The organism is Epilithonimonas sp., assembly GCF_032055105.1.
In the GTDB taxonomy this organism is placed as follows: Bacteria; Bacteroidota; Bacteroidia; order Flavobacteriales; family Weeksellaceae; genus Epilithonimonas.
On the sequence record NZ_DAMBRK010000005.1, the window covers coordinates 22,415 to 34,868 of the forward strand.

Below are 12,454 nucleotides of genomic sequence, written 5' to 3' on the forward strand. Positions count from 1 at the left end.
CAATATTAATAATCTTGAGCATTGTATGTCTCGCTACCGATGTTCCAAGTTAAACCAAATCTTAGGGTATTATCCAAAGCTGAATTTAGTTTTGAAGTATTGATAAGGTAAGAAAGATCTAGTCCAAAAGAAGCGTATTTGAAACCTACACCCACAGTTGCATATTGTCTAGCACCTTGTTCTGGAGCTTCTGTAAAATATCCAGCTCTTAGCGCAAAAGTCTCATCATAAGAGTACTCTGCAGCTCCACTGAACATAATACTTTTTTTGTTGCTAAATGACTTTCCGACGCCTTCCATTACACCAACATTAGGAACTAAGCCTGTATTTTCATCTATTCCAGGAACTAATATTTTAGAAGCCTCACCACTTAGACTGAAACGGTTCATATCATCAATCAATAAATCATAACCTAAACCTAACCTTGCCATTGTAGGAAGATAAGATCTAGATTCTTCTTCACCTGTATAATCTAACTTAGGTCCTAGATTTTGCACAGCCCATCCTGCTTTTACTCTTCCTTCGTAGCCACTTATACTTTCGTGTCTAGGAGACATGTAGTATCCAGAAACATCTACTGCAAAAGTATTAGCAGGCTTAAGTGTTCCATCTCCACCGAAATTGCCTCCAAGATCAGATCGGATGAACCTACCTGTTACAGCCATAGAGTAGTTGTCTGTTAATTTCAAACCATAAGCAATATCAATTGAGAATTCATTTGGTTTTGTAGTACCTCCTTGAACAACATCGTTCCCAACAAGACTTGTAAGATCTACTTCTCCCATATTGAAGTAATAGATACTGGCACTTAAAGTAGAACGCTCATCATCACCTAAAAAAGTGTAATAAGACCCATAAAGTAAAAATACGTCATTTGTAAGTTTACTCATATAAGGTGTGTAATTGACCCCAAATCCTGAAGAAACCTTGGCGAATGGATATTTCGCAGCATTCCAAAATTGAGAGAATACATCTGTAGATGTCACAACACCTTGGTCTCCCATACCACCAGCTCTTGCGTCTGGAGAAATTCTTAGAAATGGTGCCCCGGTAAGTACCGGTTGAATGTTTTGAGAAAAAGCAAAGGCACTTGCGCCAATTCCTAATCCTAAAAATAATCTTTTTGTTAAATTCATTTTTGTTCTTTTAAGGTAAAATTTTACCGATATAGTATGTGCTTATTATTTTAATAAAACCATTTTTTCAACAGCAGTTGCGCTTCCGGAACATTTCTCTTGATTTTGGCTTCTTGCAAATATCTTAAAAATATATGTACCTTTTGCTACCGTATCTCCAAAATCATCTTTTCCGTCCCATTCTATTGCCTGTCTTGGGGTTCTGAAACCTTGTAAAAATGGCTCTGCTGTGACACTTGTTGAGAGTGTTCTCACTATTTTTCCAGTAATAGTGTATATCTGAACATTCACATCCAGTATATCATCACAATTATGTTCAAATTGAACATAGGTTTTGTTTGTAAAAGGATTGGGCCAGTTTAGAAGTCTGTTTACAATTAATTTTTGATCTGCTTCATCTTTTACTACAAAGTTTAACGTGGAAGAAGAAGAATTATTGTTAATGTCCCAAACTTTAAAAAAGAGTTGATGTTCTCCTGGTGTCAAACTTTTAAGAGGAAATGTTACAGACCCTTTTTGATAGTCTTTCAGATCTGTGAAATTGCAGCCATTACCATCTCCTGATGAGAAATAATCATTAACAGATGTTGTATTAATAATATCACCGTCTAATACGAAAGTGATATCATGACCAATTCCTGCACCAGTAGAATTGATACCCATATTATCTTTTACACAAGCTAGTAGCATTGGGTTTTGATCTGTAATACCACCATTGGCAAAGTTGGTATTGTTCATGTAAAGATTGATGCCTGGAGCTTCATTATCATTGATTCCATCAGGGTTTATAGATCCAACTTTTTGTACTTGGTTTGTGAAAACATCATGTGCTATCTTTCCTGTTGATTTTGCATCTGTAAAATTTTCTGCGTAAGCTAAGATTCTACCATTTCCAATTTCATAATTGATGTCTTTTGGAACATAAAATTCTACTGTATAAACACCTTTTTCAACTTTGCCCGAAGCTTTCACAATAGCACTAGGTTCTTCTGTGAATTCAAAAACCATTGGAGCTGTACTTATTGGAATATTGTCATTGTTCAATGTTGTTTTTTTGATTTTTTTATCAAAAATATTTACAGCAACACGGCCATTAAAAGTTTCGTCTAATGTTGTGCCATCAGCTTTTACAACATGTCCAGTTATTTTGATGAAATCTAATGCTCTTATTTTATCTGGATCTGGTTGTTCTATATTGTCTATTTTAAGCAATCTTTGCGGTCTGCTCATTTTCATAGCAGGATCTCCCAAAAAGTTAACTTTCAAAGGATCAAAAGAAGAATTATAACGAGAGTAATATTCTCTTCGGGCATTAAGATGTGCATTCCCTAGTGAAGTAAACTCATCTGAAGATAATGAGAATAGATTTTTTGTAAAAATTGGCGTGAATTGTCTGCCATAATTTACATAAATAGCGCGACTAGAAGTAATCATAGTTGTAGTTCCTCCTGTACTTAGTTTTATAAATTGTTCTCCTACAGAGTTGGTGCTAGGATCATCCCATAATGTGAATTCGCAAGTGATTGTAGATACAAAAGGAAAGCGACTATAAACAGACGTGAAATTGTTGAAGCCTTGAACCTCTGCTGATGTTAAAACTCTTTCCTGAGCCCATCCATTGATCCCTCCATGGCCAAAATAAAACAAAAACAAACTATTACCTACATCATTTGTAATGGCTTGGTTGACTTGTGGAAACCTTTGTCCACCTGCACTTGTGATAGCAGGGAAAGCATCTAGATATAATTTTCTAATATTATACTCTGGTTTTTCTGTATCTGTAAAACTTTGATTGATTGCATAATCTACTAAGTAATGAAATGGTCCAGGAGTATTAGTGCCATTGGGTTGCATAGGACCATCTCCGTCATGATCGTCATCAGCAACAAAGTCGAGTTTCATTCTCCATTCTCCAAATGGGTTAGATTGTCCTGGTAAAGCATTATAATAAGCCAAGGTTTTGTCAATCAATGTTTTTGCTTCTTGAACATTGGCTGCTGGTAATCTTCCAATAGGTATGTCCGGAACTTGACTTAGATTGTTGACAGACTGAGACTTTGTCATCACAAAATAATCATCCGTAACATAAGAATCTGCATAATTTGAACTCATTTCACTTTGATAGCTAGGAATGATATCTGTATTGTCAGAGATTCTGTTTTTATAATCGTAAGAAGTATCTCCTAAGATAAAAACATACTTGAGAGTATTAGGAGCTGTGTTCAACTTAGTCACGAAGTCTCTAATTGCTGTTACATCTTTGCTCCCACTACTGAATTCGTTATATATTTTATTAACATCTACAATCTGAACATTATAACCATTGATTGATTGATGATAATTTGCTAGTCTCTGTGCTTGCGAGAAAAACGAGGGTTGAGTAATGATTAGATAATCTACATTAGTAAGAGATGCGAGATCTTGGTTTTCAATTTTACCTACAAAACTAGGTTCAAAAGCAGCCGAATTGTTAAAAGCAGTAAACTCATTATTGAAAAAAGGACTATTAGCAATATATCCAAAATTGAATAATGTATTTTGGGTATTTTTATTAGTCATTCGTTTAGCATTGGTAACGTCGGACACATCCCAAACTTGATCTATTCCAGATGCGTTGGAGATAGAAAAACCATATGTTTCCCCGGTACCTTCTTTGATGCCAAAATCTCTGAAATTCATTTGGGAATTGTTGAAGTTCAAGTCCTCTTTATATTGGACTTCTGCATAATCAAAATAAAAAGCTCCATTGGGGTTGGCGCTCATGTTGGTTGTGAAATTAAATTTTAAAGTATTACCACTTTGATTGGATACTGTTGCTCCCTTTGCAATTTGTAAGTAGGTATTATTATTTACAGTACTAGTTGTGGGGGTGCCATTATTAAAACTGGTTGTAATTTGAGCATTTTGAGCATTGAAACCAATCACACTGCTTCTGAATTTTATCGGGTCGTTAGCTCTTATAGGACTTTTGGTGGTGAAAACAACTTCTTTAGTATTAGCAATTGCATCTCCTGTCCATAATCTTCCTACTTTCAGTAGGTTGAATTTCTCTTCATTGATGACTTGGTAATCATCATACCGTGTTGCTAAATCTTGAGGTAAGCTGATGTCAATCGTTTCAACTCTTTTGCCAGGACCGATATCAAAATTGATGAAATAATAAGCATAATCTTCATAAATGTTTACAACGTTATTTGGATCGTCAAGCCTTCTATAATCTGTTCGTTTATTTCCATTTCCATTAGATTTATCAAAAAGATTGTAACCATTAGGTCCCTGTGCGTAGAACAAAGCATAATCGGCATCGTTCCATACGCCATCTTCTTCACCAATCACTTGTATAGCATCTTCTTGTAAAGCATCAAAACGACTATCTCTGTTGTCTTCCGGGAGCATTAATCCTCCATTGCCATAGATCCTGAAATTTTTTGGATTAATATTAGAGACATTGATGCCATTCTGTTGTAAAAATTGTTTTGTTATTTTAAAAACACCAGACTTATCAACTTTTATTTTATAAAAATTCCCAGATTTTAAAGGATTATCAGAGTTGCCATATTTGTTACTGTTTTTGTTCAGCTCAGAAGGACTTTGATTAGTTTTTACTATATTAAATGAAATCAGTTTGTAGAATTTATTATTCTCATATTTTATTGCTGCTACATTGATATTAGCACTTTCCTCGTTTGCAAATTCGTCGAAAAAGTAATTGATGTGATTTTTAGGGAATTCTGAAAGTGGATTGGCTTGGAGATCTTTAATATCTTTATTGGCCAACTCTTGCCATTCAAATTGTTCTAATTTTACTTGGTTTTTAGTCTTGATATTAAGATTAACAAAAATAGTTTTAGAATCTACTTGAAAACTATAATTAGTGAAAAAAGGATAAACTTGTTTTTCTATTCCGTTGTCCATCTCTTTGTAGCCTTCCCAAGCAAGACTAATCTTTTGAGCTTTCCCAAGGACAGAAATTACCAAAAAAAATAGAATATAAAATTTGAATTTCATCAATGATATTTTAATTAGAATACAAAATAAACGATTTTTTTAAAAAAATGGTATATAATAAAATTAATTTAAATGCGTTTAATCAAAAAAAGACAAACAATATTTGATTAATCAAAGAATTTACTTTTTCTTTGTACTTTGAAAATTTCTATACCACATTATGAAAAAAACTAGGTTGTTTTCGATCATTACTTTTAGCGCTACACTACTTCTAGTAAGTTGTGGAGGCGGAGGGAACTCGAAGAAAGGAGGCGGTACAAAAGGTTTTGTGAGCAAAACTGGATGGAAGCCAAACGAAAAAGACGGGTGGTTCTTCTCTGCAAAGCAGCAAAAACCAAAAGCTTGGCCAGGAATGGTCTATGTAGAAGGTGGGACTTTTACCATGGGATTGGTAGAGGATAATGTAATGCGTGACTGGAACAATACACCAAGAAGAATGCAGGTAAGCTCTTTCTTCATCGGAGATACAGAAATTACAAATTCTGAATATAGAGAGTATACAACTTGGCTTAAGTTTGTTTTCCCTTCTTCAGATCCAAGTTTCAAACACATCTATTCAGGATCTTTGCCAGATACTTTGGTTTGGAATAACAAACTATCAAGAAATGACTATGCAGAGACATATTTCCGCTCTCCAGAATATGACTATTATCCAGTAGTTGGAGTTTCTTGGTTGCAAGCTACAAAATACTGTGACTGGTTAACAGATAGAGCTAATGAAAAAGCCTTGATGAAACAAGGTGTAATAGCCAAAGATGTTTATTCTGCTGACAAAGCGGCTACGGCAGGTGCTACTTTCAATATGGATAAGTTCAAATCCAACGATGCGGAGATGGATTCTTATATTGATAAAGACAAACTTAAGAAGAGAAGTGGTATCAAGACTGCTAATGAAAAAATTGTTGCAGCTAATAGAAATGCATCTTCTGGTATTGTAGAAAAATTCAGACTTCCAACAGAGGTTGAATGGGAATTTGCGGCACTTGGTCTTCAGAAACAAAGAGAGTACAACAACTATTTAGGTAAGAACACTCAATTAGATAAAATAAAAGGTACCAAAGGAAGAAACCGAGGAATGTATCTTGAAAACTTCAAGATGGGAAGAGGAGATTACTCTGGTGTTGCTGGCTGGAAAAATGATGGATCACCTACAACTGCGGATGTAAAGCAATATCCGTCTAACGATCTTGGTATCTATGGGATGTATGGAAACGTGGCAGAATGGGTAGCGGATATCTACAGACCAATTATTGATGAAGAGTTCAGTGATTTTAACTACTTCAGAGGTAATGTTGTAGTGCAAGCTGTTAAGAATGAAGATGGATCTTATAAAAAAGTAAGCGATACAGAAATCAAATATGATACACTTGCGGATGGTCGTTTGGTTTACAAAGGATTGCCTGGAGAGTTTGAAAGGAAAACTATAGAGGATAACAGGAACTATAGAGATGGTGACTATCAATCTTCATTAGATGCTGGTGGAACTGCTCCAAGTGATAGTGCCGAGTTTAATATGTATAACTCTGTAAAACCAACTTTCATTGTCAACAAAAATGGAAATGTAGTTCTACAAAAAGATAAGAACAAAGTGACTTCTCAAATCAATGATTACAGTAGAGTAGTGAAGGGAGGTTCTTGGTTAGACTCAGCTTATTGGTTGGATCCGGGACACAGAAGATTCAAAAACCAAACAAAAGGTTATGGTTGGGTTGGGTTCCGTGTAGCACAAGATGCAAAGAACAGCAAAACTGGGCGTACAAAAAGATAATTAATTATCATTATAATATCAAAACAGCAGAATTTTCTGCTGTTTTTTTATTTAAAATCATCTCATTTGTTTATTTTTGATTTATGAATATTAGCGAGTTTTATCCCGTATACTTACAAAGTAAAAATGTTGTAATTGATAGCAGGAAAATAGAAAAAGGAAGTGTTTTCTTCGCTTTTTCAGGCGATAATTACAATGCCGCAGAAAAAGCTACGGAAGCTATTGAAAAAGGAGCTTTGGCAGTGGTTGTTGAAGATGAAAAATATGCTGACCAAGAAAAGAATATTTTCTTTGTTTCTTCAACTTTGGAGTTTTTACAAAACTTAGCAATATTTCATAGGAGCCAATTAAAGATTCCATTTATTGGGTTGACAGGTAGTAATGGTAAAACAACTACCAAAGAATTAATCAGCAGTGTACTTGCGGAAAAATTTAAAGTTCAATATACATTTGGTAATCTTAATAATCATATTGGTGTTCCTCTTACATTACTTTCTATAAGAGAAGAACATCAGATTGCTGTTATAGAAATGGGAGCAAATCATCAGAAAGAAATCGAAATGTTGAGCGAAATTGCAAAACCAAATATAGGTTACATTACCAATTTTGGAAAAGCTCATCTCGAAGGCTTTGGTGGCTATGAAGGCGTTATCAAAGGTAAATCAGAATTGTACAATTATTTAATTAATAATAATCAAACGATTTTGGTTAATGAAAATGACTCCATTCAAAAAGAAAAAACTGAAAGTTACACTTCAAAAATAACTTTTGGAACTCCCGAGTCCGATTATCAATTTCAACCTATTTTTAATGATCATTTTGTTGGATTAAAATTTAATGAGACCGAAATTTTGTCTAACCTAACAGGCCAATACAACTACGATAATATCTCAGCTGCTGTGGCTTTAGGATTGCATTTTGGACTTGATATTAAACAAATTAAAACTGCAATAGAGAATTATGTGCCTTCTAACATGCGTTCTCAGATTCAGCAAAAAGAAGGTAAAACTTTGGTTTTGGATACTTACAATGCCAACCCGAGTAGTATGCAGGTTTCTCTTGAAAACTTCAAAACTTTTGAAGGAAGTAAAACCATTATCATTGGCGATATGTTGGAGCTTGGTGAGGAGAGTTTGAAAGAACATCAAACTATTATTGATTTTGCCAACTCTTGTAACTTTGATGAGATTATCACAGTTGGACCGCATTTCAAATCTGTTTATCAATCTGAAAATGCTTTTGAAAATACAACAGAATTAATAGAAAAATTGAAATCAAATTCTATTAATACAGATAATATTCTTCTCAAAGCATCGCGGGGAATTGCCCTTGAAAAAATTATTGAATTCCTATAATTAATAAAAAAATCCTCAATTATGATTGAGGATTTTTATTTTGAAAATCATTTAGAATCAACTTGATATTTTGGAATGTTGAAGGTAGAATTTCGCTTTCCACTTCTTCTTTGGTTTTCCATCCCACTTCACTTATGCCTTCTTCTATTTGCGGTTTTGGCGTTTCATTTCCTTTGTAAAACATCTCAAACCAATAAGTTGTTTTAAGGATTTTTTCGCCGCTTCTTTCAGTGTAAATATGATATGTAGAATTGATGAAATCTTTCAGCTCCAGATCAAAAATTCCGCATTCTTCTTCCACTTCTCTCACTGCGGCAAGTTCTCTAGATTCACCTTTTTCTATTTTACCTTTAGGAAGGTCCCATTTTCCCAAACGATGGATGAACAGAATCTTGTTCTCGGGATTCAGGACAATACCTCCAGCAGCTTCTATATTTCTGAAAAATGCTTTGAACTCTGCCCAAAGTTGGTCAATGTCATTATGATAAATATTCAAGCCTTGCGATGGCGTATTTGTAAGTAGATCAATTGCAAATTCAAAGCTATGCGTTCCATCATAGTTCAATGTTTTTGGGCTGTTTTGAGGCTCAGAACTCAAAACTATTTTTTTTTCATTGATAAAAACTTTATACATTTGTAAGGCTTTTTAGTATAACTACAAAAATATAAAAATGAATTTAGAAGGACGAAAAATTATAGTAAATAAATCTTCATCAGAATTAGCTGGAATGCTGAAAAATCCTCAAGATTACAAAGACTTGATGCCAGAAGGTCTTCAAAGTTTTGAAGCTAGAGAAGACGGTTTCAAATTTGGATTGAAAGGTATGCCAGAAATTGCTTTGAAGATTGATAATGTATCTGATAAAGAAGTAGTTCTGAAATCTGCAAGTTCAAGTCTAGACTTCGCTTTGACTGGATCCATGAACGCTTTGAATGAGAATCAAACCGAAGTTCAGTTATTGTTCGAAGGAAAATTCAATCCATTTATCAAAATGATGGTAGAAAAACCGCTTCAGAATTTCATCAATTCTTTGACAGATAAAATCGAGCAACTTTAATTAGCAATCAATCCGGATGAGTGATCTACCGAACTTCCGGTTGCAGATGATAAAACATTATTGAGGTTAAGTAATCTCAAAACGCCCATAAAAGCAAAAATCAAAGCTTCTTTGTATTCGATAATTTCTTTTTCAGGAATATTGATTTCGGTTTTGGTCTTTGCTTTTATTTTTTCAATTAGAAAGCTGTTGTAAGTTCCACCACCAGTTATTAATACATTTCTAATTTCGTAATCATTAAAGACTTTTGCAATCTGAATCGCAGCATGTTCTGTGAAAGTTGCTAAAAGATCTTCGGGTTTTTGATCCTGAATTAATGGATAAACATTTTCATTGATCCATTCGATTCCCAAAGATTTCGGCGCTTTTTCTTGATAGAAATTTAATTGATTTAATTGATCTAAAAGATGGAAGTCAATAGTTCCATTTCTTGCAAAGTCTCCATTTTTGTCGTATTTCTTTCCAAGTTTATTAGCCAAATTATTCAGAATAATATTAACTGGACAAATGTCAAAAGCTATTCTTTTTTCGTTTCGCTTCAAAGAGATATTAGAAAACCCACCAAGATTAAGACACGCATCATACTCCGAGAATAATATTTCATCACCAATCGGAACTAATGGTGCTCCATTTCCGCCAAGCAAAACATCTTGACTTCGGAAGTCATAAATAGTGGTTTTATTGGTCTTAATTTTAATCGCTCGTCCATCGCCAATCTGTAACGTGAACTTGTTTTTTGGCTGATGAAAAATGGTGTGACCGTGAGATGAAATCAGATTAAGTTCAGTAATTTTATTGTTTGAAATAAATTCTTTAGTTTTCTCACCAAGATAAAATCCGTATTCTGAATTAAGTTCTAATAATTTTTCGCTGGAAAGATTGATGGCATTTTTAAGACGGTTTTCCCAATCCGTAGAGTAGGGAAGTGTTTTGCATTTTAGAATTTCGAAAGTCCCAATAGAATCATTTTTGATAAATTTTGAATAGCAAATATCCAAACCATCTAGACTTGTTCCGGACATCAAACCTATTGCGAAAAAAGTTTGCTTTTCCATTTACTTGCTTGTTGCAGGCAAATTAGCAGAACTGAAACTGCCAGAATTGTTGAAAAAAGTATATTCAGAAAAGTCGTCTTTTGCAACCATTCCGTGTGCACCAACTAGAATGTTACCGTCTTTATCAGAAACAAAAACAGTGTCTTTGGTGTACATTTTTTGCTTCTTTTTGTCCCAGTTTATAGTTTCTGTCACGAAGGTTTGCCCTTCTGTTGTAACGATCTTCACTCTCCCCTTAGCGAAATAAAAATCTTTTTTTAAGTTGTTTTTCGCATATTTTGCCCATATTTTGCCAGGAACTTTTGGATTTTTTTTATCAAAAAATTCTAGATAGATTCCTTTTTTTGCTTCTATATATGGAGAGTCTATAAGCTCATATTGTTCTATCAAGGGTGCTTTGAACCTTACTTTTACAATGCCAGAGTCTCTTTGGATGATCGTTCCGTCATGAATTACTGTAGAAGCAAAGTTGGTCTTTTTGTTCTGGTTGATCTTTGTAAGATCTTCTTCGCAAGACTGAATAAGAAAAAACATCAGCAACAAAAAGAGTTGTGATGTTTTTATATTAAATATTTTAAAATAATAATCTTTCATAGATTATTTGAGAAGGTCATTAATTATAATATCTCTTCTCAAACCACTTGCTTGCAAAGTTAACTCCAATTCTCAAGTTTACAAAATTTTGACGAATCATATTATTGTCAAGTGTTCCTCTTTTTCCAACCTCTATACCAATGTCCAAACTGCTCATACGGTTGATAGTACTCTTCTGGAAAGGCAATGTAACGCCTGCGGTAAGAGCATATTTGTTGATATTGGTTCCGTTAATTTGGATACTTCCTTGTTCATAATAAGCACCATATCTGTAGATGATTCTAGAAAAATAAGAACGGAAGTTGTTGAAGTTAGGCAAGTACCATCCTCCAATTGCATATCTGTAAGAATCTTGATAACTAAAAGGTTGTCCTAAGAAATTAATACTTTCTCCCTTTTTATAATCTACCTGAGTTCCCAAGAACCATTTGGTGTCTTTACCATAACCCAAACCTAAAGATGCTTCTTGTGGAAGAAACTTTTTATCAAAATTAGTTTGTTGTTCAATAACAGTTTCGTATGCTTTTGTTTCACCAATAAGATAGTAATACGTACTATTGGTATACATGTTTTTCAAATTTCCACTATTACCAATGGTGTAAGTTGCACCAAGAGTTAATTTGTGTTCGTTTGCCATTTTCTTCTGATAAGTAGTTCCCAAAGTAAAGTTGAAGGCCTTTACTCTATAACTATTAGAGAAACCGCTAACTAGCTCAGCTCCTGAGAAAGCATTTTCTTCTATGTCATATAACTTTCCAAAGAAAAAATTGGATCTAAGACCTAAAGCAAACTCTGGATTGATCTGGTAAGAAACTGCAGCTTGAATTGTATTAAGAGAGCCTTCTCCGTGGAAATTGCTCACTTTTATGACTTCGCTATCTGGCAAGGTTTGGCTTGTTACGATATCATAACTTTTGGAGCTGTAAGGCTGAAAACCCATCCCAAATTTTACTTTTCTTGAAATAGGGAACGCAATACTTATATTGGAGAGATAAGTCGAGTGCTTATTACTTTTTAGATTATTAAAATCTGATCTGTAATAATTGCTTTCATTTGTACCTTCTACTTTCAAAGAAGTAAGTTCCAAATTGGTATTAGCAGCTGGGTTTTTGAAGTTAAAACTATTGTTAAAATCCCATACATAAGCTGTAGAGATACCTCCTATTGCATTTATGTCAAGTGTATTATCATATTTTACATCTCCAATTCCATAAGCTCCGTATGGTGAGTTACCAATACTTTGAGCGTTTAGGAAATATCCTGCCACCAATGATGATAAAACAAAAATTCTCTTCATCCTTTAAAATTTCAATTCGCAAATATCTTAATTAATAATGAATTGCAAAAATATATTTGGGTTAAAGTTTGTTAAGTAATTGCGACAGTTAAGGCATCTTTGTCGATTGATGATATATATTATTAGATTGTTGACAATGTCGTACTATTACGTAATCCGAAAATTGCCAACTAATAACCGACA

The 12,454-nt window shown here is 33.9% G+C and carries 9 protein-coding genes; 3 read left to right on the forward strand and 6 right to left on the reverse strand.

Features of this window, described 5'->3' with window-relative positions; all coding sequences use genetic code 11:
• Positions 1 to 5: 5 nt before the first annotated feature.
• Both porV and porU read right to left on the reverse strand, forming a co-directional pair.
• Positions 6 to 1,136 carry a type IX secretion system outer membrane channel protein PorV gene (porV, locus tag RTY06_RS05565; protein WP_312823413.1) on the reverse strand — a complete coding sequence of 377 codons (1,131 nt, stop codon included), beginning with the start codon at positions 1,134 to 1,136 and terminating at the stop codon, positions 6 to 8.
• Positions 1,137 to 1,181: 45 nt separating this feature from the next.
• Positions 1,182 to 5,144 (reverse strand): type IX secretion system sortase PorU, encoded by a 3,963-nt coding sequence (porU, locus tag RTY06_RS05570; RefSeq protein ID WP_312823415.1) that lies wholly within the window; start codon positions 5,142 to 5,144, stop codon positions 1,182 to 1,184.
• 160 nt (positions 5,145 to 5,304) lie between these two features.
• Between porU and gldJ the strand changes: the two genes are divergently transcribed.
• Together gldJ and murF are read left to right on the forward strand one after the other, a co-directional pair.
• Positions 5,305 to 6,912, forward strand: coding sequence for a gliding motility lipoprotein GldJ (gene gldJ / locus RTY06_RS05575; protein ID WP_312823416.1), 1,608 nt, complete (start codon positions 5,305 to 5,307; stop codon positions 6,910 to 6,912).
• 83 nt (positions 6,913 to 6,995) lie between these two features.
• Positions 6,996 to 8,267, forward strand: coding sequence for a UDP-N-acetylmuramoyl-tripeptide--D-alanyl-D-alanine ligase (murF, locus tag RTY06_RS05580; protein ID WP_312823418.1), 1,272 nt, complete (start codon positions 6,996 to 6,998; stop codon positions 8,265 to 8,267).
• Between the two features lie 19 nt (positions 8,268 to 8,286).
• Here murF and RTY06_RS05585 read toward each other — a convergent pair whose 3' ends face one another.
• Positions 8,287 to 8,901, reverse strand: a complete 615-nt coding sequence (locus RTY06_RS05585) for an NUDIX domain-containing protein (protein ID WP_312823419.1) — start codon at positions 8,899 to 8,901, stop codon at positions 8,287 to 8,289.
• Between the two features lie 37 nt (positions 8,902 to 8,938).
• On the opposite strand from RTY06_RS05585, the gene RTY06_RS05590 reads away from it, so the two are divergent.
• The gene (locus RTY06_RS05590; protein ID WP_116035729.1) at positions 8,939 to 9,325 is read left to right on the forward strand and encodes an SRPBCC domain-containing protein; all 387 of its coding nucleotides are present in this window, start codon (positions 8,939 to 8,941) and stop codon (positions 9,323 to 9,325) included.
• Here RTY06_RS05590 and RTY06_RS05595 read toward each other — a convergent pair.
• From RTY06_RS05595 to RTY06_RS05605, 3 genes are read right to left on the reverse strand one after another with little or no spacing between them, the layout of a single operon-like run.
• Positions 9,322 to 10,380: an anhydro-N-acetylmuramic acid kinase gene (locus RTY06_RS05595; RefSeq protein ID WP_312823421.1), complete on the reverse strand. Its 1,059-nt coding sequence runs from the start codon at positions 10,378 to 10,380 to the stop codon at positions 9,322 to 9,324. The two genes, RTY06_RS05590 and RTY06_RS05595, sit on opposite strands and share 4 nt — an antisense overlap.
• Positions 10,381 to 10,974 (reverse strand): LPS export ABC transporter periplasmic protein LptC, encoded by a 594-nt coding sequence (gene lptC, locus RTY06_RS05600; RefSeq protein ID WP_409450827.1) that lies wholly within the window; start codon positions 10,972 to 10,974, stop codon positions 10,381 to 10,383.
• Positions 10,975 to 10,993: 19 nt separating this feature from the next.
• Positions 10,994 to 12,271, reverse strand: coding sequence for a hypothetical protein (locus tag RTY06_RS05605; RefSeq protein WP_312823424.1), 1,278 nt, complete (start codon positions 12,269 to 12,271; stop codon positions 10,994 to 10,996).
• Positions 12,272 to 12,454 lie beyond the last annotated feature (183 nt).

Excerpts from the sequence above, each read along its gene's own strand:
- porV (WP_312823413.1), bottom strand. The coding sequence starts at position 1,136 with ATGAATTTAACAAAAAGATTATTTTTAGGATTAGGAATTGGCGCAAGT.
- porU (WP_312823415.1), bottom strand. The coding sequence starts at position 5,144 with ATGAAATTCAAATTTTATATTCTATTTTTTTTGGTAATTTCTGTCCTT.
- gldJ (WP_312823416.1), top strand. The coding sequence starts at position 5,305 with ATGAAAAAAACTAGGTTGTTTTCGATCATTACTTTTAGCGCTACACTA.
- murF (WP_312823418.1), top strand. The coding sequence starts at position 6,996 with ATGAATATTAGCGAGTTTTATCCCGTATACTTACAAAGTAAAAATGTT.
- RTY06_RS05585 (WP_312823419.1), bottom strand. The coding sequence starts at position 8,901 with ATGTATAAAGTTTTTATCAATGAAAAAAAAATAGTTTTGAGTTCTGAG.
- RTY06_RS05590 (WP_116035729.1), top strand. The coding sequence starts at position 8,939 with ATGAATTTAGAAGGACGAAAAATTATAGTAAATAAATCTTCATCAGAA.
- RTY06_RS05595 (WP_312823421.1), bottom strand. The coding sequence starts at position 10,380 with ATGGAAAAGCAAACTTTTTTCGCAATAGGTTTGATGTCCGGAACAAGT.
- lptC (WP_409450827.1), bottom strand. The coding sequence starts at position 10,974 with ATGAAAGATTATTATTTTAAAATATTTAATATAAAAACATCACAACTC.
- RTY06_RS05605 (WP_312823424.1), bottom strand. The coding sequence starts at position 12,271 with ATGAAGAGAATTTTTGTTTTATCATCATTGGTGGCAGGATATTTCCTA.